At 31.1% G+C, this 24,533-nt stretch carries 29 protein-coding genes; 2 read left to right on the forward strand and 27 right to left on the reverse strand.

All coding sequences use genetic code 11. From position 1 onward, the window contains the following. Positions 1-9 precede the first annotated feature (9 nt). The 20 genes from KQ51_RS09475 to KQ51_RS06735 form a co-directional block, all read right to left on the reverse strand. Positions 10-627 carry a TetR family transcriptional regulator gene (locus KQ51_RS09475; RefSeq protein ID WP_052609313.1) on the reverse strand — a complete coding sequence of 206 codons (618 nt, stop codon included), beginning with the start codon at positions 625-627 and terminating at the stop codon, positions 10-12. 254 nt (positions 628-881) lie between these two features. Further along, a complete protein-coding gene (lon, locus tag KQ51_RS06645) occupies positions 882-3,206 on the reverse strand; it encodes an endopeptidase La (protein ID WP_038470489.1) in 2,325 nt (774 codons plus the stop codon). Positions 3,207-3,380: 174 nt separating this feature from the next. Continuing rightward, positions 3,381-3,641 (reverse strand): HPr family phosphocarrier protein, encoded by a 261-nt coding sequence (locus tag KQ51_RS06650; RefSeq protein ID WP_038470492.1) that lies wholly within the window; start codon positions 3,639-3,641, stop codon positions 3,381-3,383. Positions 3,642-3,643: 2 nt separating this feature from the next. Further along, positions 3,644-5,365, reverse strand: coding sequence for a phosphoenolpyruvate--protein phosphotransferase (gene ptsP / locus KQ51_RS06655; RefSeq protein WP_096334946.1), 1,722 nt, complete (start codon positions 5,363-5,365; stop codon positions 3,644-3,646). Then, complete coding sequence (locus tag KQ51_RS06660; protein ID WP_038470498.1) at positions 5,356-6,321, reverse strand: sugar-binding transcriptional regulator; 966 nt, start codon at positions 6,319-6,321, stop codon at positions 5,356-5,358. The genes ptsP and KQ51_RS06660 overlap by 10 nt, the downstream gene beginning before the upstream one ends. Positions 6,322-6,342: 21 nt before the next feature. After that, positions 6,343-7,038, reverse strand: coding sequence for an L-ribulose-5-phosphate 4-epimerase (locus KQ51_RS06665; RefSeq protein ID WP_038470501.1), 696 nt, complete (start codon positions 7,036-7,038; stop codon positions 6,343-6,345). Positions 7,039-7,046: 8 nt separating this feature from the next. Then, entirely contained in the window at positions 7,047-7,889 is an 843-nt protein-coding gene (locus KQ51_RS06670) for an L-ribulose-5-phosphate 3-epimerase (protein WP_038470504.1), read from the reverse strand. Positions 7,890-7,891: 2 nt separating this feature from the next. Continuing rightward, positions 7,892-8,548, reverse strand: coding sequence for a 3-keto-L-gulonate-6-phosphate decarboxylase UlaD (locus tag KQ51_RS06675; RefSeq protein WP_038470507.1), 657 nt, complete (start codon positions 8,546-8,548; stop codon positions 7,892-7,894). Positions 8,549-8,622: 74 nt separating this feature from the next. Continuing rightward, entirely contained in the window at positions 8,623-8,907 is a 285-nt protein-coding gene (locus tag KQ51_RS06680; protein ID WP_038470510.1) for a PTS sugar transporter subunit IIB, read from the reverse strand. Between the two features lie 27 nt (positions 8,908-8,934). Next, complete coding sequence (gene ulaG, locus KQ51_RS06685) at positions 8,935-9,996, reverse strand: L-ascorbate 6-phosphate lactonase (protein WP_038470513.1); 1,062 nt, start codon at positions 9,994-9,996, stop codon at positions 8,935-8,937. Between the two features lie 16 nt (positions 9,997-10,012). After that, on the reverse strand, positions 10,013-10,453 hold the full coding sequence (locus KQ51_RS06690) for a PTS sugar transporter subunit IIA (RefSeq protein WP_038470516.1): 441 nt from the start codon (positions 10,451-10,453) through the stop codon (positions 10,013-10,015). A 102-nt stretch (positions 10,454-10,555) separates the two neighbouring features. Further along, positions 10,556-11,368: a Cof-type HAD-IIB family hydrolase gene (locus KQ51_RS06695; protein WP_038470519.1), complete on the reverse strand. Its 813-nt coding sequence runs from the start codon at positions 11,366-11,368 to the stop codon at positions 10,556-10,558. A 77-nt stretch (positions 11,369-11,445) separates the two neighbouring features. After that, positions 11,446-12,870 carry a PTS ascorbate transporter subunit IIC gene (locus tag KQ51_RS06700; RefSeq protein WP_038470521.1) on the reverse strand — a complete coding sequence of 475 codons (1,425 nt, stop codon included), beginning with the start codon at positions 12,868-12,870 and terminating at the stop codon, positions 11,446-11,448. Between the two features lie 314 nt (positions 12,871-13,184). Further along, on the reverse strand, positions 13,185-14,474 hold the full coding sequence (gene tig / locus KQ51_RS06705) for a trigger factor (RefSeq protein WP_052609315.1): 1,290 nt from the start codon (positions 14,472-14,474) through the stop codon (positions 13,185-13,187). 69 nt (positions 14,475-14,543) lie between these two features. Continuing rightward, on the reverse strand, positions 14,544-16,331 hold the full coding sequence (locus KQ51_RS09480) for a DUF2779 domain-containing protein (RefSeq protein WP_052609317.1): 1,788 nt from the start codon (positions 16,329-16,331) through the stop codon (positions 14,544-14,546). An 11-nt stretch (positions 16,332-16,342) separates the two neighbouring features. Beyond that, positions 16,343-16,819, reverse strand: a complete 477-nt coding sequence (locus tag KQ51_RS09485) for an NUDIX hydrolase (RefSeq protein WP_052609319.1) — start codon at positions 16,817-16,819, stop codon at positions 16,343-16,345. Positions 16,820-16,846: 27 nt separating this feature from the next. Further along, positions 16,847-17,221 (reverse strand): response regulator, encoded by a 375-nt coding sequence (locus KQ51_RS06720; RefSeq protein ID WP_038470526.1) that lies wholly within the window; start codon positions 17,219-17,221, stop codon positions 16,847-16,849. 96 nt (positions 17,222-17,317) lie between these two features. After that, the gene (locus tag KQ51_RS06725) at positions 17,318-17,830 is read right to left on the reverse strand and encodes a YcxB family protein (protein WP_038470529.1); all 513 of its coding nucleotides are present in this window, start codon (positions 17,828-17,830) and stop codon (positions 17,318-17,320) included. Positions 17,831-17,933: 103 nt separating this feature from the next. Then, a complete protein-coding gene (locus tag KQ51_RS06730; RefSeq protein WP_038470532.1) occupies positions 17,934-18,560 on the reverse strand; it encodes an RDD family protein in 627 nt (208 codons plus the stop codon). Between the two features lie 183 nt (positions 18,561-18,743). Then, a complete protein-coding gene (locus tag KQ51_RS06735) occupies positions 18,744-19,091 on the reverse strand; it encodes a hypothetical protein (RefSeq protein WP_038470535.1) in 348 nt (115 codons plus the stop codon). A 135-nt stretch (positions 19,092-19,226) separates the two neighbouring features. Between KQ51_RS06735 and KQ51_RS06740 the strand changes: the two genes are divergently transcribed. After that, positions 19,227-19,526, forward strand: coding sequence for a hypothetical protein (locus tag KQ51_RS06740; protein ID WP_038470538.1), 300 nt, complete (start codon positions 19,227-19,229; stop codon positions 19,524-19,526). 29 nt (positions 19,527-19,555) lie between these two features. Here KQ51_RS06740 and KQ51_RS06745 read toward each other — a convergent pair whose 3' ends face one another. Next, positions 19,556-20,248 (reverse strand): OB-fold protein, encoded by a 693-nt coding sequence (locus KQ51_RS06745; protein WP_038470541.1) that lies wholly within the window; start codon positions 20,246-20,248, stop codon positions 19,556-19,558. Between the two features lie 155 nt (positions 20,249-20,403). Between KQ51_RS06745 and KQ51_RS06750 the strand changes: the two genes are divergently transcribed. After that, a complete protein-coding gene (locus KQ51_RS06750) occupies positions 20,404-20,688 on the forward strand; it encodes a hypothetical protein (RefSeq protein WP_038470544.1) in 285 nt (94 codons plus the stop codon). Positions 20,689-20,764: 76 nt separating this feature from the next. Here the strand turns inward: KQ51_RS06750 and KQ51_RS06755 are convergent, their stop codons facing one another. The 6 genes from KQ51_RS06755 to KQ51_RS06780 form a co-directional block, all read right to left on the reverse strand. Next, the gene (locus KQ51_RS06755; RefSeq protein ID WP_038470547.1) at positions 20,765-20,971 is read right to left on the reverse strand and encodes a hypothetical protein; all 207 of its coding nucleotides are present in this window, start codon (positions 20,969-20,971) and stop codon (positions 20,765-20,767) included. Between the two features lie 91 nt (positions 20,972-21,062). Then, positions 21,063-21,593 carry a hypothetical protein gene (locus KQ51_RS06760; protein WP_038470550.1) on the reverse strand — a complete coding sequence of 177 codons (531 nt, stop codon included), beginning with the start codon at positions 21,591-21,593 and terminating at the stop codon, positions 21,063-21,065. Positions 21,594-21,902: 309 nt separating this feature from the next. Further along, positions 21,903-22,940: a hypothetical protein gene (locus KQ51_RS06765; RefSeq protein WP_038470553.1), complete on the reverse strand. Its 1,038-nt coding sequence runs from the start codon at positions 22,938-22,940 to the stop codon at positions 21,903-21,905. A gap of 97 nt (positions 22,941-23,037) precedes the next feature. Next, the gene (locus KQ51_RS06770) at positions 23,038-23,259 is read right to left on the reverse strand and encodes a hypothetical protein (RefSeq protein ID WP_038470556.1); all 222 of its coding nucleotides are present in this window, start codon (positions 23,257-23,259) and stop codon (positions 23,038-23,040) included. After that, complete coding sequence (locus tag KQ51_RS06775) at positions 23,260-23,499, reverse strand: hypothetical protein (RefSeq protein ID WP_038470560.1); 240 nt, start codon at positions 23,497-23,499, stop codon at positions 23,260-23,262. It abuts the gene before it with no gap. 21 nt (positions 23,500-23,520) lie between these two features. Beyond that, positions 23,521-24,444, reverse strand: a complete 924-nt coding sequence (locus KQ51_RS06780; protein WP_052609321.1) for a D-2-hydroxyacid dehydrogenase — start codon at positions 24,442-24,444, stop codon at positions 23,521-23,523. Between the last annotated feature and the right edge of the window lie 89 nt (positions 24,445-24,533).

Genomic DNA, 24,533 nt, shown 5'->3' on the forward strand with positions numbered 1-24,533 from the left:
CTTTTTCTATTAAAATAGTCCTCTTTTTAGAATACCTTTCTCTAAGACTAGTAATTGCCTGATATAAAGTTTCTTTGTCTCTGCTTTACTTAAATCATCAATAATCATTGTCATTATCGTGTTATTAGTAATGTTTCGCAACATATCAAAAACGACTATAAAGTCATCTTTTGACTTAATGTTATATCCTTTAAACCCAAAACTCATCAAAATGTCATACATATTGATATACACAACAGAACCTCGAGAACTAATTTTTTGAACAATGTCGAGATATGTTGATCGATATGCATTTTTAATGAGATTTTTATATTTTTGATCGTCAAATAAGTCTAACATATTGTTAAAAACCTGTTCTTCTGTGATAAAAAGATCACCTTTGTTTTTCTTTAGTAAACTTTCATATTCACCGACGTGTCCAACGATGATATGCATCACTATATGCCAATAAAAATCGCTTTTATCTTTAAAATATTGATAAAAACTACCCTTTGAGATATTTGCCATCCTCACAATAGTGTTTACTGAGGCGTCATTAAACTCGTGATAACTAAATTCAAGTACTCCAGCATTGAAAATTCGGTCTTTCTTGTCTTTTACAAGATTTATGTATGTTTTCTTAGGCATATCATCACTCCCCTTAGGTAAGCCTAATTTAATTATATATGACCAGTGGTCATATGTCAAATACTTTACATATTGAGTTTTCTTGACTAAGTACTTGTTTAGAACTCATTATAAACCACTAGTCAGGTGGTAGTTCGCGTGGTAACTAAAAAGTCGTTCAGAAAAATGAATGCTATTTTAAGATATTTTTCGAAAAATAACACCTTTATACTCATTGGGTTGATTCCAAAAAAAAACTAGCAATTTCTTGCTAGTTATTTTAATGCTCTTGTGATAATTTCGTCAACTGTTTCTACGGGAATGATCTCTAAAGACTCTCTGATTGATTTAGGAATGTCTTCTAAGTCTTTTTTATTATCCATAGGTATCATAATTGTTTTTAATCCACTTCTATGAGCAGCAATTGATTTCTCTTTTAGTCCACCAATTGGTAAAACGCGGCCTCTTAAAGTTATTTCACCTGTCATTCCTAAGAAATGATCAACTTTCTTACCTGTAAGGGCACTTACGATTGCAGTTGTTATAGTTACGCCGGCACTAGGACCATCTTTTGGTACTGCACCTTCTGGTACATGGATATGGATATCATTTTCTTTAAAGACATTCATATCAATTCCTAATCTTTCGGCATTAGATTTAACGTATGATAGAGCTGCTTGTGCACTCTCTTTCATTACATCTCCTAATTTACCAGTTAAGACTAGATGTCCTTTACCTTTATAATAAGTTACTTCAATAGCTAGTGTATCTCCACCAAATTGCGTGTAAGCTAAACCAGTTACTAAACCTACTTGGTCTTTTTTTTCTGCTTTTGTATTACTGAAGCGAGCTTTTCCGAGGAATGAACCAAGATTGTCTTTATTGATTATAACATTCTCTTTTTTGTCTCCTAAGATGATTTTAATAGATTTTCTAATCAATGACCCGAATAATCTATCTAATTGTCTTACACCAGCTTCTCTGGTGTATGAACGGATCATTTCCATAGTTGCTTCATCATCAATAATAAATTTTTCTGGATCTAAACCATGTGCTTCTAATTGTTTTTGAATTAGATGTTCATTAGCGATGTTTAGTTTTTCAATTTCTGTGTAACTTGAAAGTTCAATAATTTCCATTCTGTCCCTAAGTGGAGCTGGAACGTTTCCTAAGTAGTTTGCTGTTGAGATAAATAGAACTTTACTTAAGTCATATTGCTCTTCTAAGTAGTGATCACTGAATTTAGCGTTTTGTTCTGGATCTAGCACTTCTAGTAAAGCAGCACTAGGATCTCCTTTGTAGTCTGAACCTAGTTTATCAATCTCATCTAATAAGAATACAGGATTAACAACTTTTGCTTTTTTCATTCCTTGCATGATTCTACCAGGTAATGCTCCTAAATAAGTACGTCTATGCCCTCTAATCTCTGATTCATCTTTAACTCCACCTAAACTTTGCTTAACGAAGTTACGACCTAGCGCTTGTGCGATAGATTGTGCTAAAGATGTTTTACCAACACCAGGAGGACCTACTAAACATAATATTGTTTGTGGGTTTTTACCAGTTAAAATCTTAACTGCTAGGTATTCAATGATACGTTCTTTAACTTTTTCAAGACCGAAGTGAGTTGAATCAAGTGCATCTTCTGCTTTTTTGATATCTACTTCATCAACACTCTCTTCATGCCATGGTAAATCAACAAGAAAATCAAGATATGTTCTAATTACTCCACTTTCCCCGCTTGATGCTGGTAAAGTTTGGTAACGAGATAACTCATATAGTGCTTTCTCTTCTATATTACTAGGCATTTTTTTGTCTAATATTTTTAGTTTTAACTCTTCAATATCACTTTCTTTTTTTGCTTTATCACCAAGTTCTTCTTGGATAGCACGCATTTTTTCACGTAAGTAATATTCCTTTTGGTTTTCATCAATATTTTTCTTCACAGTCATATTGATTTGGTTTTCAATTTGGCCCATATATTTCTCTTTTTCAATATCTTCGAGTAAATATGTAAGTCTTTGATTTAAAGAAGCTGTTTCAATGTATTTAAATTTTAGATTTTCACTAATTTTTAAACTATTTGCGACAACATCACACAATTTATCACTAGAAACACCTTTTTGGATAGCATCTAATGAAGCTTTTGGATTCTTTAATAATACTTTTGAATTATCTACTACTTGTTTAGCAAGCATACGTACTAATGCTAGTTCTTGATCGATATTATCTTGAACTGTAGGTATTGTTTTGAATCTTGTAATAAAAAATGGTTCTGTTTGCTGGAATTGTAATAATTCAGCTCTTATGATTGGATCAAATTTCACTTTAAAGTTACCATTTGGCAATTTTATTTTAATTCCAATTTTTGCTACAACACCGTGGTTAAGAACATTAGCCTCAGTTGGCATGTCATGCATTGGATTTTCTTGAATTAATAATAAAACATGTGAATCATAGTTTTTTTCTGCTTCTAATAATGCTTTTTTAGAAACATTTCGACCAATTTCAATACGAAGATCTGTATGAGGAAAAGGCGCAATTCCGCGAATAGCGATACTTGGTAAGATTCCTTCAGTCAGTACATTCATTTCAAACATGTTATCACCTCTTTTTTAGATTCTTCTATATGTTTATTATACTAATAATTGCTTGTCATTACAATATAAAAGCATTTTGCAAAACTGTGAACAATTATAACGCATTCTAGATAATAATGAAAGCAATAAGAGTAAAAAAAAAGTGAAATTGTTTACAATTTCACTTTTAGTTCATCATACTAATCGATGTTCTTTTAAAATACCCTCTAATGCACCGAAAACTTCTACTGCGTTGTCACCTTCAACGTCAATTGCGATAGTACTATTTTGCGGTACACCTAAGCTCATAACAGCCATAATTGATTTTAAAGTAAGTTTTCTCTCTTTATATTCAATAAAGATATCATTAGGGAATTTAGTAGCTGTTTGAACTAATAAACTTGCTGGACGAGCATGTAATCCTGCTTCATCAATAATTTTATATTCTCTTCTCATTACTATTCTCCTTTGATTTTATTTTCTACAAATGCTTGAACTTCTTCGTGGGTACCAAGAGTTAAACATGTTTCTGCCATTTCTTTCATTTCTTTATAAGTAAGCTTACTAAATGAGTATCTAGTTTGTAAGATTGAAGTTGCGCTCATACTAAACTCATCTAAACCTAAACCAAGTAAGATAGGTGCTGCGATTTGATCGCCCGCCATTTCTCCGCACATACCAGTCCAAATACCTTCTTTATGAGAAGCATCAATAACCATTTTGATTAATCTTAGTAATGATGGGTTATATGGTTGGTATAGGTATGATACTTTTTGGTTCATTCTGTCAGCAGCAAATGAATATTGGATTAAATCATTTGTTCCAATACTGAAGAAATCAACTTCTTTAGCGAATTGATCGGCTAAAATAGCTACTGCTGGTATTTCTACCATGATACCTACTTTAACAGTATCACTATATTTTATACCTTCAGTTTTTAATTCCTCTTTACATTCATTTAATACGACTTTAGCTTTTCGTACTTCATTTAAAGTAGCCACCATTGGGAACATAATGTGTAAATCACCATGAACTCCAGCTCTTAATAAAGCTCGTAGTTGGGTTTTAAATAAATCGATTCTCTCAAGACATAAACGAAGTGCTCTATGTCCTAGGAATGGATTTAATTCTTCATCCATTGGTAGGTAATCTAAATGTTTGTCTCCACCAATATCCAAAGTTCTAATTACGACTTTTTTATTTTTTAATGATTCTAAAACCATTTTATAGGCAATATATTGCTCATCTTCTGTTGGAAAATCGTCATTGTTCATATATAAGAACTCAGTTCTATAAAGACCAACACCTTCTCCACCATTTTTAATAACACTTTCAACATCATCAGGACTTCCGATGTTTGCAGCTAGTTCAACATGCTTACCATCGAGAGTAACTGATTTTTCATTAACAAATTTACTCCAAACAGCAACTTTTTCTAAAAACTCAGCATTTTTAGCTTTATATTTAGCTACTTCCTCTTCACTAGGGTTTATGATAACTTCCCCAGCAAGACCGTCTAGTATAACTAAATCACCATTTTTTACTGAATCTAAGATATTCTTAGTTCCAACGATTGCCGGTATCTCTAAACTACGTGCCATAATTGCACTATGTGAAGTTCTCCCACCAATATTTGTAATAAATCCTTTAACAAACTCTCTATCTAGCTGTGCTGTATCACTTGGTGTTAAATCATCAGCAACTACAATTACTTCTTCGTTAATCATTGTTGGATCACTTAAAGCAACACCTAATAAGTGAGCAATAATTCTTCTTGCAACATCTCTTACGTCTGCTGCACGCTCTTTCATATAATCATTATCCATACTTTCAAACATTTGCGCAAACATTTCGCTTACAGTTTTAAAGGCATGAGCACTGTTTACCATCGAAGAGTTAATCATATCTTCTACTTGACGAGCTATTTCTGGGTCTTCAGCTATTTGAATATGTGCATCAAAAATCATTGCATGTTCTTCATCTAACTTAATCGCTGTTTTATCACGAATTACCTTTAATTCAGTAACACTAACAGCAATAGCGTTATTTAATTTCTTTAATTCTTGTTCAACATTTGTAACTTTGGCATCAGTAATATTTAAAATTACTGCTTCTAGTCTAAAAACTTTATTAATGGCAATACCATCACTTGCCGCAATTCCTTTTATTTTCATAAGAATTCTCCTCTTAGTTTTTTATCTACTTCTAAGATTTTCTTTAATGTTAAATCATCAGAAACTAAAGTATTGACGTAACCACCACGTAAAACAGCATATAAAGCTTTACATTTGGTCATTCCACCAGCAACTAACATAATCTTGTTTTTCCTAATACTTTCAGTCTTTATTCCAATAATTTGATCATTAATAGGATGTTCGATAAAACGACCATCTTGATCAAAGAAATGAGCACATAAATAACCTTCTGCACCGTCACTAATCAGTTTATCTCGAGTTACTTGATCAACGTGTGCGTCCCAAATACGTTGGGGATGTTTCGAATTTACTACCCCAATTGATGTAATGATTAAATCACATTCATCAATCATTTTCAATGTATTATCGATGATAGGGTTTTCTAACAGTATATTTCTTGTTTTTTCATCTGCGATATATAAAGGAGCTGGAAGTGGGTAAAATGTTCCATTGATTTTCTTACTAAACTCATAACCAATACTAAGAAACTCTTGTGAGTCTTCCCCGTATTCAACAGCACCAAACAATTCAATCACTTTAATATTCTTTAAATTCTTCTCTTTAAAAGCACTAACCATTGAGCTTACAGTACGTCCCCAAGACATACCAACTTTAATACCATCGGTTAAATGATATTTTACCTCACTAGCAGCAGCTCTTCCAATTTCTTTAATAGTTTCAAGTTCATTCGATAATGTTTTAACTACTACGACATTTTCAACACCAAAACGGTGTTGAACTTGCTTAATTACACGATTAAAGTCATCACTCTCGTAATTAATCTTAATGTCAACAATACTTAAATCACGCGCTTTTTTAAGTAAACGAGAAACTTTAGGACGAGACATAAACATCTCTTTAGAAATCTCTGTTTGTGTTTTTCCTTCTAAGTAATACATTACAGCAATTTCCACTAACAAATTTCGATCTCGTGAATCCATATATTCACCGGCTTTCAAATCTTATTTTTGGCCATAATAAGCATTTTTACCGTGTTTACGTAAATAGTGCTTATCCAATAAATCTTGTGAAACTTTTCGAGCTTGAGGATTGATTTTTTCAGCACGGTACGCCATTTTAGCAACTTCTTCCATTACTTTTGCGTTATGTACTGCATCAACAGGGCTTGTTCCCCAAGTGAATGGTCCGTGATGACCAACATTGATCCCTGGTACTTCTAAAGCTTTGATATTTCTATTTTTAAGGGTTTCAATAATAACTAACCCTGTATTGTATTCATATTTACCTTCGATTTCTTCTTTAGTTAATTGTCTTGTACAAGGAATGTCACCATAAAAGTAATCACAATGAGTAGTTCCATAAACAGGTATATCTCTTTCTGCTTCAGCCCAACTTGTCGCCCATTCACTATGAGTGTGGACAACTCCTCTTAATTCAGGATATTTTTGATATAAAGCTACATGTGTTGGTGTATCACTAGAAGGACGCATTTTACCTTCAACTACGTTCCCATCTAAATCTACAACGACCATATCACTAGCCTTCATTATATCATAACTTACACCGCTTGGCTTAATAACAAGTAATTTTTTTTCAGGGTCATAACCTGATACATTTCCCCAAGTATAAATTACTAAATTTTGATCTACTAATTCTAAATTTGCCTTAAAAACTGCTTCTTTTAGTTTTTCTAACATTTTTTAACTCACATCCTATTATATAGCCATTTTTTAGCTTCAGCTATTTCATTAACACTCTCTTCAAAAGTATATTCTCTATCATTATCTGCCCACATTTCGATTAAGAAGGGACGATTATAATTAAGATTTCTTAATGTTTGGAACAATTCACCAAATAATACACTACCTTCTCCAAATGGTACACATTTGAAAACCCCCGGTTTTGTATCTTTTAAATGAATTGCCTCAATGTTATCTATGTTTTTAGTTAACTCATGACAAGGATCATCTGTCCATTGTGTTAAATTACCTAAATCAGGATACACTTTTAAATTGTCACTACCGACATAATTACAGAATTCCATAGCTCGTGAGATAGTCCCACAAAGCCAAGTATCCATTATTTCGATTGTTAACATAATGTTATTTTCTTCTGCTTTTTTAGCACTATACTTTAATCCTTCCTTAAAAAGGTTTAAAGATTCAACTGTGCTCTCTTCATAATATACATCATACCCAGCAAGCTGAATATTTTTTACCCCGAGATCTAGCGCTAGTTCTATCGCTTTGTCCATGATTTCATGTGCTTTATTTCTTGTAGCTTCATCTTTACTTCCAAAAGGAAATCTTCGATGGCCACTTAAACACATTGATTGTAAATGAAATTCGTTTTCTTTTAGTAATTTTACTAAGTTTTGACGTTCTTCTTTGGTCCATTCAAGTCTTGCTAAACGAGCATCGCTCTCATCAACACTAATTTCTATAAAATCAAACCCAGCAGCTTTAGCTACTTTAATTTTTTGTTCCCAATCAAATGCATTTGGAATTGCTTTTTCATAAATTCCAATTTTATTTTCTTGTAATTTCAATACTATCCCCAAATACGAGCGATTTCTGCTTTAAAATCTTTCGCTGCTTGTTCTGGGTTTTTTGCTCCTCTGATACTACGTCCAGCAATTACACCGTGAATTGCTAAACCATTGAATAATTCTAAATCCTCAACGTTTAATCCACCAGTAATTGTAACTTTGATTCCCATTTCAATTAACTTAGCGATTTTATCGATATCTGATTGTCCCCATTTTTGTCCTGCTAATTCAGCATCTCTACTTCTATGGTAAACAACTTGTGATAAACCAGCATCTAACCAGCTTTGAGCATGTTCAAATGTCCAATCTCCATATAATTCTACTTGCACATCTTTACCTTCACCGTATGAATCTCCAACTTTTTTCATAGCGATCATAGTATTTACGTCTGCAGAGCAAATAGCTGTCATTGTGTCAGCACCAGCACCAAAACAGATTTCTGCTAATGTTTTACCAGCATCTGCACCTTTAATATCGTCTAATAAGATTTTATTAGGATACATTTCTCTTAAAACACTAACCGCTTTTGCACCTTCAGCATAGTGAAGGATTGTTCCTACTTCTACAATATCAATAATGTGTCCATATTGCTTAACACTTTTCACAGCGTTTTCTAAACTTGTTTCATCTAATGCTACTTGTAATAATGGTAATTTCATATTTATTTTCTCCTCTTATTTTTTTAGTAAAATTTAAGCGACTAAAAATTGCATTTTTAGTCGCTTATTATGTATTATAAATTTAATGCTATTTTAACTTTTGCCTCAATCTCTTGAGCGCTTAATAAGTTAATTAATCCAACGACTTTACAAGATTCAGGAACATTTGAAAACTCTTTTACTAGTTGTTGAGCAACTAATACTAAATCATAGTTTTTTGCCTGTCCTTTTGCTTCTCCAACACTTGCGTGATCTACTTTAAATTCTAATCCCATTGCTTTTAAAACTTGTTCAATTCGCATTTTAATGATTTGGCTTGAACCCATACCATTACCACATGCTGCTAAGACTTTTAACATAATTCATATCTCCTTTTCTTCTTTTTATTATAGTAAAGATTTGAAAGGTAAGTCGTTTGGATTTTCAAATGCATCTTCAAATCCACGACGGTGCATATAAACTTCTCTTAAACGATCTTGAGGATAAACGAATTTCCCTCCAACTTGCCATATAAATGGTGTAAATTTATACTGTAATCTTTTCTTACGCATATTCCATAATACCATTATCTCATTTGGATCTGCTTGGAAGTTACTCCAGATATCATGATGGATAGGAATAACAACGTCAGTTTGTGTACTTTCAGCCATTCTTAAAATACCCATTGCTGTCATTTTATCAGTCATACCAATTGGGTTTTCCCCGAAGCTACCTAGAGCTACATCGATTTTATGATCTTTTCCGTGTTTTGCATAATAGTTTGAGTAATGTGAATCTCCACTGTGATAAACATTTCCACCTGTTGTTTCAAATAGATAGTTTACAGCTAAATCATCCATATCTCTAACTTGTTTATCTTTTAATACCATACCTTCAGGTGCTGTAACAAGTTCAGTTCTATCGAATGATTCTAAAACTACGATATTAACGTCTCCTACTTTAACACTATCACCAGGACGTACAGTTTTTAATCTTGCTTCTGGTACTCCCCAGCTTCTCCATAAATCAGTACAAGCTTTTGGACCAATAAATGGTACACCAGGATGATTTTGCATTACTGCAGCTGCCACGTTTTCATCAATATGATCTCCATGATCATGTGTTGACATAACTGCGTCTAATTCTTTTAATTGGAATGGATCAATTACAACAGGAACGTTACGTAAGTTAGGTTGAGTAATTTTAGCTCCTACAGCTCTTGTATGTTGATGCCAATCTTTCATTTGTGCTACTTTTTGTGTTCTTTTACCTGCTTTAACCCATAAATCTAATAAGATATTTGTGTTACCTTCTGATTTCAACCACATACCAGTACAACCTAACCACCATAAAGCAACTGATTTAGGTTTTACTACTTCATTTTCTATTTCTTCATTTAACCAAGTACCCCATTCAGGGAATGTACTTAATATCCAAGATTCTCTTGTTATATTATCAATTTTCGCCATTATTTTTCTCCTTTAATTATTCGAATATTTCTAAAATTTCTTCTTTAGTTGTTGAATTTAAGATTTTTTGGAATTTATCATCATCTCCAAGAATTCCTACTAATGCTTGTAACATCATCAAATGTGTATCAGCGTTAACACAAGATAAGGTTACAAATAACCTAGCTTGATGTTCAGGAGCTTTAGAGAATCCGACAGCTTCTTCACATAACATTACACTAAATCCTACTTTATTGCTTCCTGCTTCAGGTCTTGCGTGAGGCATAGCAATGTTTGGTGCGATTACGATATAAGGACCGTATTCTTTGACACTGTCGATCATACTATCAACATAAGACTCTTTAATAAATCCTTGTTCTAGTAGTCCTTTACTTGATGCTTTAATAGCATCTTCCCAATTTTCAAAGCCTTTTTCAAAGCAAATTAATTCTTTAGTTAAGTTAAAACCATCGATCATTTTTAACAACTCCTTATTATTTCCTCTTGTTATTTATCTACAGTTACATTTTATTATAATAGTGAACATATGTAAACAATATATCGTAAAGTGAACAAAATTTCACTTCAATAAGTTTTTATTTATCCATTCAGCTACACCTGAATCGTTATTACTACTTGTAATATGATCGGCAGCATTTTTTGCATTCTCACTAGCATTAGCCATCGCTACACTTACACCTGCAACTTCTAACATACTAACATCGTTATCTTGGTCTCCAAAGACCACAATTTCATCTAAAGTATAACCAAAGTGTTTGGCTAATACTTTCAAAGCATTTCCTTTTGAAGCTCCTCTTGGATTTATATCAATAAATCCTTTTTGGCTACTCGCAATTTCAAATTGTGAATAGTTTGCTACTAATTCTTTTGTTTTTTCAAACTTCTCTTGATCATTCTCGATTAATAGTACTTTGTTGATACTGTGGTTATTCACAATATCATCAATATCTCTTATATCTTCAAAAATACATTTGTTTTTGTCTGCTAGTTTTTCATTTCTGTTTTGGAAAAACTCAACACGGTAGTTAGGTTTACTAATGATCATATCTTTTGTATAAGGCATATAGATAATATCATTTAGTTCACAATATTCAATAATCTCTTTGATATCTTTCTTCTCTAGCTTTAAATCATACAGTTTTTCATCCTGAAAAGGATGTCCAATAACACTACCGTTATACATAATCATTGGATCTTTCATGTTTAAAGGTTCGATGTATTCTTTCACTAATTGCTCAGGGCGACCTGTAGCTATACAAAATCTAATCCCTTTTTCTCTTAAACCTTCTATCGCATCTAGGTTTTTCTGTGATATTTCTAAGTTACTATTTAATAATGTTCCATCCATATCACTTACGACCATTTTTATCATTGCATTCACCTCTTGAAATAGCAAATCCCAAGATCAAATTTAATCTTGGGATTTCACTATAATTTGTAGTTATCTAATTATTTTTCTTCTCTCATTGTTGTGAAGTAAGTTTCTTTATGTCTTCTGTATTGTAATTGTGGGATAATTAACATTAATGGGATTAATACGATAGGAACAATAATTCCGATCATATCTGTTAATAAAACAGTTCCAGCCCATACAGTTGCCCAGTCAAACATACCCATCCAACCAACGATTAGTGGTGAATCTTTTAATACCATTAATACTGCAGCAGATCCTAATACTTGGATGATTCCTGCGAAGAATGGAATTATAGCAGCAGCTCTACGTCCACCAGCTTTATTTGCGAATACAGCTAAAGTACCGTTATCGAAGAATAAGCAGATGAATCCAGCGATGATTAAAATAGGACTGTTAATTAAGATTAAGAATCCGATTGCTAACATTTGTCCGAAGAATCCGAAGATAAATCCGTATGCAGGTGCATTTGGACTAAATCCGAATGTAACAGCACAGTCAACAGCAGGAACAGAACCTGGTAATAATCTATCAGAGATACCTTGGAATGAGTTAGTTAACTCTCCAACGAACATTCTAACACCAGTTAAGATGATTGTAATATATACTGCGAAGTAAGCAGTTCTTTCAAATACATATGTTACAAAGTAATATTTATCATGGTTAAAATCAAAGTTACTAGGTCCGATAATGAACATTAAAGTTCCTACGAACACAGTCATGATTAAAACGTTAGATACAACATTATCATTAAAGATAGATAACCAACCTGGCATATGTACTTCATTAACGTCATGCTCTGGGTTACCAATTTTACCAGCAACTTTATAAGCGATCCATGCACCGAACATTTGTTGATGTCCTACAGTGAATCCAGCTCCATCAGTAACTTCGTTAGTAGCTTCGATAATTAAGTTCGAAGCAACTGCCCAATAAGTACCAATCAATAAACCTGAAACGATAACAACCCCGATACCAGCAGGTTCACCTGTAACACCCATGATTACCCAGTAAAGAGCCCATAAGATAACAGCTGATTGTTGATACATAATGTGACCTGTAATAAATAAAGTTCTGATTTTTGTGTACTTTCTAAATCCAACGTAAACGATGTTTAGTAAGAACGCAATAAGCATAACATATCCTACATATTGTAAGCTACTTACAGTGTCTAACATTTCTGTTGCACTTGATTGCCCATAATATGGGTCAATTACTAATGCAGTTACATTAAATTTTGCAGTTAGTGCTTCAATAATTGGACGGAATGTTCCAACTAATCCCCCAGTACCAACTTGTAAAATTTTAAATCCTACATAAGTTTTGATAAATCCAGCTAATGCTTCATACCATTTCTTTTTAAGTAACATGTACCCAACGAATACAACGATACCTAATAATAATGGTGCTTGTCCTAAGAATTTGTTAATAAATCCAAGGAAAAATTCAAGAATAAAATCCATTTGTTAACCTCCAAATTATTTTTTTTTGCGCTTTTTTGTAAACGCTTTTTTCATGTCTTAAGTATGCACTAGAGGCGATAATTTTGTAAACTTATTTTCCTTTCTTGCACAAATGTTCACTATATATACATTCTATTTTAGATTGATTCTAAATAAGTTTTGATTATCAAAGTATTTAAAAACGGCCTAAATGAGCCGTGTAGTTTCGTTGCATTGATCCTTTTATTTTGTTTTATGATACATATGTCCTATAGAGAATAGAAATTAAGTAAAAGAAAAACTCAACATTTGATCATGTTGAGTTTTAAGTTTATTTAGTCTTCAAATACGATACTTTCAACTAAGAAATCAATAGTCTTAGCATAAATAATTTCACTATCAACAGCATAAGCTTGAATAGCAGCTTTCACTTGTTCAATACCCATGTTATATTGTTTAGCAATTTCTTCGAATTTAACTTCTCTTTCTTCTTCAGTTGCAGTAATTTCTTCTTGTTTACCAATAGCTTCTACTACTAAGTTATAAGAAATACTTCTTGCAGCATCTTTTAATAAGTTTGCTTCGAAATCTTCTTTAGTAACTCCACTGAATTGTAGATAAGTATCTAATTCTAAGTTGTATTGTTTTGCTTGTTGCTTTACATTATCTACTAAACGATTTTTTTCTTCTTCAATCATTTCTTCTGGTAATTCGTAACTAGCATTTTTAGTTGCTTCTGATACTGCGAAATCAACTCTTGCACTTTTGTTTTGTGCTTCAACACTTTCCTCTAATTTCTTAACTGTATCTGCTTTTAATTCTTCAACAGTATTAATATCTTCTTTTTCAAGATCTTTAACGAATTCATCACTCATTACAGGTAATTCACGAACTTTCATTTCATGTAATTTTACTTTGAAAATTGCATCTTTACCTTTTAAGTTTTCTGCTTGGTATTCTTCAGGGAATGAAACGTTTAAGTCTTTTTCTTCTCCTAAAGCCATTCCAATCATTTGCTCTTCGAATCCAGGGATGAATTGTCCACTACCGATTGCTAATTCATAATTTTCTGATTTCCCACCTTCAAATGGTTCTCCATCAACATATCCGTCAAAATCAAAGATTGCTGTGTCGCCATTTTCTAATGTTCCTTCTTCTTTAAGAACTAATTCAGCATTTTGCTCTAATAATTTTTGTAATTCAGTTTCAATTTGCTCTTCTTTAACTTCTGTACTTTGCTTAGGCATAGATAATCCTTTATATTCACCTAAAGTAACAACAGGTTTAACTGCAACTTCAGCAACATATGTAAATCCTTTACCTTGTTCAACTTTTGTGATATCTAAATCAATTTTTGGTTGAGCTACAACCTCAAGATTATTTTCAGTAACTGCTCCGATGTAAGTTTCTTGTAATACGTGGTTAATTGCTTCTTCATATAATGATTCAACACCATAATGTTGTTCAAATACTTTTCTACTAACTTTTCCTTTTCTAAAACCTTTAACTTCAACATCTTCTTTTATTGCTTCAAAAGAATGTGCTAATCCGTGCTCGAATTGTTCTGCTGAAACTTCGATTTCAATGCGTACTTTGCTACCTGATAATTGATCAATTTTAGCCATTATTGTTCCTCCTAATAATTTTTAACAATTCATTATAACATAATAACACTTTTTGTAAACCAAAAGTGTTTATATCTTTCTTAATTCATCTAATATCTCTACCATAGCCCAAGTATCTTGTTTACAATACTCTGTTAAGGCAGTTCTGATGTCTTTTAACTCTTCAGGATTCAGCTTATGAAATCCGGCATAAGCATAGACAGCAGCCATTCCGTTTCCAACAACCATATCTTGATAACTTAAGTCACTAAAAATAGGTAGCACCTTCTTGATACTAAAGCTTCCATATAGGTCTTCGCTATAATAATTCCAAGCTTTAGCTCTGTCGGTATCAAACCCTAAACTCTCATACATTTTTGTATTGTTTTTTATGATATGCATTAAATCGAATAAGCGACTATTAATATTATGAAGTTTATCACTATATTCAGGAAAGAATATAGCTAACTCTTTGATTCTTGTTTTTTCAAATGCTTGGTTATAAACAAGAACACTACCCCCGTCATCAGGAATGTACTCACAAAGTTTCTGAACTAATTCTTCTCTAGTGTCTTCATGATTATAGGCTAAGAACTCAAAGTGATCTTTTTCCTTGTCACATACCCCAGGCGTTCTTTCGATATGAAGACTGAACTGGAATAAGCTTTGCATATATGCTCTTTCTCCTTTAAACCTCGGTAAAGGACAAGGGAAGGATTCAAAGTCTAAATGATAGATAGGGTATTGCAATACTTCAATGCCTTGTCTTATTTTCTCAAAATCATAAAACGGTTTATGAGTAATTGCACAATCTCTTTGAATTTGATTATTCCTTCTATTCATTAAATCATGAGATAAATCTGTCATTGCATAATTACCTTCTTGAATCAAATCCCATATATCGTATTTATTTCCTTCTTCATCTTTAAATCCATGATGTTTATCAGTAAACATCATGATACTATTTTTTTTAGGGAATTTGTCATAACATATATCCTTATATATACACTGTCTTTGTTTTTTTAATTGGCAGTGCTTACCTAAATGCACTCGAGATTCATCATCATTGATGATTCTTTCAATTACTAAGTCAATATCTCGTTCGATTATTGGCAGTAACTCTTTAGTAATTTTAGTTAAATCAATAAAACAACTACTTTCATTAGTATAAACTGGTTCACCTTCAAAATAAGTTCCATCAAACTCGTATTCATGATTTAAAACACCTAAATAGTATTTTGCATCTTGAATATCTTCTTCAATGACAAATCTTTGGAAGGCAAGGTCATATACATACACACCTTCACCTGTAAATCTATCTAAAAGTCTTTGTCTTTTCTTCATATATTTAGGATCATCTAACCAGGAAGGATCTTGTTCTTCTTTTAGTTTAATGATTCCGTTGTCATCCTTATAGAATATACTTATTAAATCACCTTGAACACGGTAACCCATACTCATATATTTATTTGAAGTCGTTGCTTTAACTTCAATAATATTGATTTGTGATTTATCCTTATTATAAATATCGACATAACACATTAAATTAAAGCTTTTATGATCTCTCATAAAAAGCTTTTGTGTACCAAATTTAGTTCCGTACTGGGTTTCACCTTGCCATTCGCTCATAACTTTACGAGCAGCAAGAACTTCAACCTCATTATAATATGGCATCATTACTTCTAAATGTTCTAAATCCGGTTCTAAGAAATCTTCATTGTCAAAATCAAAGTTTTCTAATGTATCTATCAGATCATAAAATCTATCTTTTTCGGCATCATCTAAATCTTTGCGTTTATGAATCTTATTTAAAGCAGGATATCTATTACACCTAATAAATTCCATAAACTTACTTTTAGTTAAATTCATTGAAGACATAATACCCCTCCTTAAATACTGTTGATAAGTCCTAAGAATTCTCTATTATGGATATTTGGACCATATTCATGTTTTGTCATATTGTTTTCGAAGATATCTAGTAGTTCATCTAAAGTTTTCCATTCTTTAACAAGTTGTAATTCAACTTCTTCTGGAACTAAGTTAGTTTGATTAGTATCTTTAACAAAGTCACAAGTAAAATAGACATTAGTCCATTTACTATCGATAAAGTATTCAGTTACACTAATATTCTTTTTAATAACTTTACACAATATCCCTGTTTCTTCTAATACTTCTCTAACAACACATTCCTCTAATGTTTCGTTTTCTTCTAAACCCCCACCAGGAAAGGTAGTTATATCATGTTTTAAAAGGTGTACTACTAAATACTTATCATCTTTTATAACAATTCCTCTACAAGCAGTTCGGTAAGGAACATCAATACAATCTTCCTTTTCTATACCATTATCATAAATCTCTATATCCATCAAATCACCTCAAAATGAAAATGCAGCTTACACTGCATCATTTATTAATTCCTCTATTTTATTTTGTAAGTTGTTAACGCTGAATGGTTTCAACATATAATTAGTAGCTCCTAAATCAATAGCTTCCATTACTTGGTCTTTATTTTCTATCTTAATTAAAACTAAAACAATGACATCTTTATATTCTTCCATATTACGAATATTTATCAATGTCTCTTTCCCACTTATTACTGGCATATTCCAATCAAGAATAATCATTTTTAAATCTTTAACTTCTTTGAGTTTCTCGAGTCCTTCTCGACCGTTTTCTGCCTCAAAAAAATTAAATCCTAAATCTAAAACACAGTCCATAACGATTTTTCTAATTGTATCACTATTGTCCATACATAAGATATTAGTCATAATTGTCCTCCCAAGTAATTTCTTCCATTTTATTTTATCATAATAACCTTACTTTTCCTAGATTATCTAAAAAAAAACTACTCAAAATTGAGTAGTTTAGTCGATTAATTTTACTTTCCTTGGTTTTATGTTTGCTCTTAATTTATCTTTTATAAATCTCAAAGCATCCCCGCTTAAAGCACTCTTGATAATTAACATCCCTCTTTGCTTATTAACATAAACATATAAATAGTCTTCATTTTCATTTACACTATAGAATTCATACCATTGTTTAGAGATATTACCTTCATTAACAATATAAATTAATGCATCATCAGTAATCTCGTATTCCATACTGAATCCACCTTCTGATTTATCATATTGTCTTTCAGCAGCTTTTTTACTAAAGATTACCAAAGCGACTAATAATAACATTAATCCAACACCAATAAACGTGAATGTATAATTTCTATCTTCAGCTGCCATTAAGAATGGGCTGATCATTAAATATCCAATACTCACTGTGAATAAAATTACATTTAAAGGTTTAATAAAACTTTGTTTCATATGATTAGTAACGAAAGATACATAATCATCTTTGCTAACATCTTGTTTAAATTTATAATCCATAATTTATTCTCCTTTTTATTATCTTCAAATCAATTTTAACACATTTATTTGATAATCCAAATATTTTCACAATACTATCACAATAAAAGGTAAATATTGTCTTTTATTGGTAATAATTGTCGTCCTCATTGTCAGGAGTAACATCGTTATCTGCCGGATCATCATAATACTCATCATCAGGTACATTGAACTGTCTTTCTGATTTTCTGGGTTGTGCTTTTTGGTTTGATTTTTGGTAATCTTCAAAAGTGTTTTCTTTAAAAACACTTTTGATATCTCGTTTTCCTTTTATATTATAAGGATCCTGGATATCTTTCACTTCTTTTACAACCACAGTATCAAAAATCATATCATGGATAGATTTATTATCCTCACGTAAAACCGCAACAATAAATGATATGAAAGAAATCGGCATTAAAATTGCCTTAATAGTTTCTCTAAATATTATTTTGTTTTGTGGTAATTCATTATAACCTACATCTTTAACTTTTAAATTAGTTACCATCTTACCTACAGTGATTCCATTATTAAATACAGCAAAACCAACAAAGTATATTGCATAAAGCAAGAAGCTTTGCCAAATGGTTAGATCTTTAATAACTACTCCAGGAAAAACCTCATATTCTACACCTAGACCTAAATTAGTTAATAAAGAACTTATTGCTGAAATAACAAGCATATCTAAAATAAAGGCTCCTACTCTAATTCCTAGTTTGGTTTCATAATTCATAAAAATACCCCCTTAATCTAATTCAATGATTCTATTATATCTTATGGCAAACACTAATTGTGTAACTAGTATTATAATCAATAGTATTTATACGACAAATAAACCTACATCGTATCTTAAATGTAATCCAGTATTTATAATGTCTTCAACTTTCTCTGATTACCCATTCCCTTTAACATATTTTCAATCACAAATCCCGATTTCCCTTAAAACATCTGTTGTTATAACCCCAAACTTATTTCCCTCTGATAAAATATAAAACTTTGATTTATATAAAACCATATAGATATGATTTTCTTTTGCTCCGGTTATACAAAGATCATCCTTTGATCCAATATAATACCCTTGCATTGTATAATAGTTGTCTGGATCGACATATATTCTTTCATATATAGAATATCTATCACTTTCATAAGCAACTTCAAACAACTCGATTTCCGGATTAGTCATTGCTCTAGGTGTTTCATTCAAACAAAAAAGTACAGTAATAGCAGACAGTAAAATAATAACTCCCCTTATTATCCATTTCATCAAATCATTCCCTTCTTACTTATTATAACATTAAAACAGTTTTAAGAGCTGAATATATCAATATTGCATTTGTCCCATCAATTATGTAAAATAAAGGTATATCAACACAATGATTAAATAATAAGGAGGAGTAATATGAAGAAACTATTTTTCTTATTCACACTCGCACTGTTTTTAACATCATGTGGTGGTTCAGAACCAACGATTCCTGATGATGCAATCGTTGCAGTATGTCCACAAGGAGATACATTTAAGTATATCTATAAAGATGACACTGTATATGAGTTTTACTCTAATGATGTCTTACAAGATGAAGGAATGTTAGGTATCGTCCAATCAGCAGTTGACAGTACCGGTACTGTAAGAGATTATATAGATGCAACATTTGTTGCAGGTGTTTGTACATTTACCGATTACGCACCACCAGTTGAATAAAAAAGTCCATAAATGGACTTTTTTTTTATTTAATTCACAGGTATAATTTCTTCAATTCTTCCGTTGTAGATACGATACTTCGTTGGAGAAACGAAATCATAATAAGGAACAATTACCCCAATAATAGTTACGGTATCTCCAGCTTCAAATCCAGATAGATCTTCACCATACTCAAAGACGATATTTAGACTACCCTCTTCATGATCAGTAACTAGTCCCCATCCACTAAAACGATATGTCTCAACTTCTTGGATTACACCAGTTATTTCTATTACCTTATATCCTATCTCTTCAATATCTAAACCTGCAACTTCTAAAGAGGTTGTTGTTATCTCCACCTCAGTTATTACTTCTTCCAATTTACACTTATTAATAACTACTTTGTTTCCATCACTATCAAGACCTTCGACAGTTCCGTTTAAAACAACTTTATTATGTGGTATAACATCTTTAACATCATCAATTTTTGATGTAACTAAGCAAATTACCCCACCATATAGTTGAATAGTAACTTCATCTTCGTTAGTACTAATATAACTAACTACACCAGTTACTTGAATATATTTTTCATTGTAATCAGCAGTTGCTGCTACTTCATCATCATCATAAACTACCCCTAAATCAACAGCATTTACAAATAATTCAGGTTCTTTTGAAAATATTCCACCAATTGAACATCCTGATAAAATTAAAACTGAAAATAAAGCAAAAAGTTTTTTCATTCTTATTCCTCCCGATATTTATCCTAGTTTAATTGTAACATATTTCAAATAAAGAACAATTCTAATTTCCTGCTTATATCTCATATCTATGTAATTCCTTGAAAATCATTGATTTATTAACTATAATAAAGTTAATAAATCTCAAGGAGGAAATCATGAAAAAATTCTATAGTGTTATTGGTTCTGTTTTAGGTTTTATAATCATTTTATTATATGCTTTAAAAAATGTTCAAGCTCTTGTTGGATTTACATTCGAAGGAATGGATGAAATCTTTGGTTACTTTAATCTTGTTCAACAATATCTAATCTATGCTCTAGCGGGAATAGCTGGACTAGAACTTGTATCAGGTAAAAAACTAATTGCTGCAATCTTTTTCATAATACTTGCCTTTGTAGTAGTATCAACATTTTTCCCTGATGTACTAAATAACATAATTTAGATACTGTCAGATTAATCTATAAAAAATAAAAAAGTCCATTTTGGACTTTTTTTCTAATTCATTCCATAATATTCTTTTATCCCCAGACATTCAGAAAAAACATTGAACTTAAACCGGCGACGATTAACCCTGAAATCATTAAGAAAGTATGAGCATTATCTCCCCACATCTTCTCCGCTCTTGCGTGGATTAATCGATAAAGTATAAACTCACTTTTCATCATTGCACCTAAGAACATTAGTACCCCTATCAGCAACATCAAGCTGCCCCATAAATAATTCATTATTTCTCTCCTCTCATAATATCAATCATTACTACTTATTAATATTGTATCACAGTAACTCCTACTATACTTATCATAACAAAATAGAAATCTATCTTGAAATTTTTTGAATATAAGGCCAAAGAAACTTAATTACACAAATTTGCCAGACTCCACTTAATAATAGAAATAATAAAACATAGTAAAATCCGATATCAAACTTTAAACTATTTCCAATGCTAATGATATCCAGGGCTTCTAATTCATTTGGATATAAATCACTATTAGCATTTATGAATCGGACACCAAGACCGTACTTAAGTCTCGAGCTAAAAGTCATGCTTTCCTGAAAATAAGAGAAAATAGCAGATCCTATTCCAAGAATTGGTAAACAAAGGATCCATACTGCTATTGTTTTTTTGCCATCTGGACCTTTAATTAGTGAATAAAAACTAAAAGTAATCAAACTAATCATTGAAGTCACAAGAGATATAATAATAAAAATATGTAAATATGAACTATACTCAAGAATAGTCATTGTTCCTTCCTCATAATACACATAACTACTTGTTAAACATAAATATAATAGTAAGCTGCTTAAAACTAAAAATAAAAACCACAAGATAAGCACTTTCTTCTCCATCTTTTATCCACTCCTTCAGTAAACGTTTTAACATAGCAAAATTACTCTGTAAATATTCTTTCTATTGGATATAATTGTTATTAAATGTAAAAGTAAGACTTAATTAAATCTATTATTTCTAAAGAAAATAATATTCTCAATTATTCCAATAAACCCAAAAACGAAATAGAAGATACTTAAAACACAAATATCATTTGAAAAAATCATTATTATAGAAACTATAAACATGATTGCTAAAAGTGCAAAACAAAACACTCTATACTTATCCATACTTTACCAACTTTGATTTTCTTATATAACTTTCAAACGTTATTCTGAGTTCAAACTGATTATCTCATCCATTATCAAATCTAAGAAATCTGCATTGTTACTATTCGAGTAATCTACCATTATTATTGGTAATTCTTCAAATATTTCATTAAAATCATCATGACTAATTAAGTAACTATTGAAGTTCTCAGCACGTTCAATTAATGACCATGTCTTTATTCCATTTAAGATTCCTTTACCATCCATTTGCATTGTAGTTACAGCTTGCATTACTCGCAAGTATTGATTTAGTTCAGGATTGCTTTCAATTTCTATCGACTCTGCTTTTAAGAGGTCCACTACTGCTTCAAAATCATCATTATTTGCCCAAGTTGATCTAATTGTTGTTTCATAATTATATGTCACTTTTAATTCAGGTGTAAATTTATCAACAATAATTATTTTGGTTTTAGTTCTATTACTCGTTACATCTCTATAGGTTGTATTAGATAACGAATCATTACTATTATAATAACTATGTTCAAGTAATCCATAAATATCTAACATATCAATAAATAATTGATAGTCCTCGTTACTTTCATAATCGATACCATCAACATGTTGAAAATCTAGAATAAGAATCTCTCCATTATTTTCATCTAAGTACGAGGTAATCGAGTTTGCAATTTTTTCAAACTCACTTGATATGAAATTATGTTTCGTATACCATTCTTCATTATCATAGCTTAACCTAACATCAAAATATCTTACTCCACCATTTAATAACTCATCAACATCCGCTGTTTGAGTAATAGATTGTCTTACAAGAAATCCTTTTAATAATGTACCCGTAAAACCTTTCACAATACTATCTGCATATAAATCAGGTTTACTAAAAATATTGATTTCATTAGAAAAAGCATCATGTGCTCCAAGCATATGTATTTCAGTTACTTTCTCATTGTCTTTAATAGATTCTTTCATCCAGTTACTATAATCATTAGAACTAACATTATGATTTATAGATATTATAGGTAGATTCAAAATCACCAAAAGGATTAATATACCTATCATTACTCTTATCGTGTTTTTTTTCATAGTTCCACCTCCAAGATATATTATAACAAAAAAAGTCCATTTCTGGACTTTGATCTTTTACTCAATTACTTTGATGTTAAAAACACCCGACTGAAGTTTATAGTTTAGATTTCTTAGAATAAACATCGGAATTCAGCTTTATTTCCTTCCTTACTCTTAGGTACATAAAGAAAGTCCCTACTATACTCATGGTAAATGCAATAATTACTGCTAAAAGCAAATAACCAGTAATACTTCCTAAAATAGACATCACAAATAAACATCCAGCTAGAAATGTATAGATTATAAGATACATTAATTTACCTATACTATTATTCATTTACACTCTCCTAATTATCTTTAAGTAAATTTTCAATCCAATCAAAATGATAATTGGGATTGCGTATATTGCTGTGGTAAACAATAATGCAACATGCCATGGTGCACTACATTCAATACAGTTATATAGTGTAACAGACTCAAAAATAGAATGAATTATATATATTGAAACAATCACAATAAGAAAAGCATTAACAAATCTGTTTTTCTTATCCAAACTCCAATTTTTTATAGTTCTCATCTCCTTCTTTAATCATTAGTCTTAAACTATTTGATAGTTTACTGCTTTATTATCTAAATATAGATCTAGATTCATAATGATTAAACTTAGTAATCTATCCTGCATATATATACTTGATGATGCATTATGAGGAGTAATAAAAACATTATCTAATTCCCATAATGGATTATTGCTAGGTAACGGTTCTGGATCAAACACATCTAAACCCGCTCCTCTGATTTGCTTATTTTTAAGAGTATGATATAGATCATCCTGATTTACTATCTTACCCCTTGCAACATTGATTAATAACGAATCTTTCTTCATTAATTGAAGTTTACTTTTATCAAACATAGATTCAGTTTCTTCATTTAATGGTAATGCTAAAATTACGTAATCAGCATTGCATAGTTCTGTATTTAAGTCTGTATCTAATGTAATTATTTTATCGAAGTTAGCTTCTTTTTTTGCATTTCTTCTATACCCTATTACTGTCATTTCAAAAGCTTTAAAACGTTTAGCTAGTTCTTTGCCAATAGAACCTACTCCCAAAATAAGTGCCGTTGAATTGGTTAATTCAATGTGATTTGGAATTGGCTGCCATTTCTTTTCCTTCATCGACTGGAGATAGTGTTTGAAAGACCGATTAAAAAATAGTATTTTTGAAAACACATCTTCAGCAATTGCCTTTGAGTAAATTTCTTGGGCATTACTGAATAATATACCATTAGCTTTTAGATGTGATAAATCTACACCATCAAATCCTGCGGAAAAATATTGAATCCATTTCAAATTAGGATACTCTAAGACATTGATTCCCATTACATAGTTAGGATTAAAAGGAATCAGAACCTCTATTTCATTCTTTCTATCAATATTAGTGACAAACTCAATTTCTGGATACCTTTCTACTAATGTATTAAAATTATCCTTACCTACTAATTTAGGATCTAGATATACAATCATTCCACCACTCCTTATATAACATTATTATTTCGTTACTTTGCTTTATCTTTTCATATTCACTGTATCTACTTTATATTATAAGTCTTTAG

This window comes from Candidatus Izimaplasma bacterium HR1, assembly GCA_000755705.1.
GTDB lineage: Bacteria > Bacillota_I > Bacilli_A > Izemoplasmatales > Izemoplasmataceae > Xianfuyuplasma.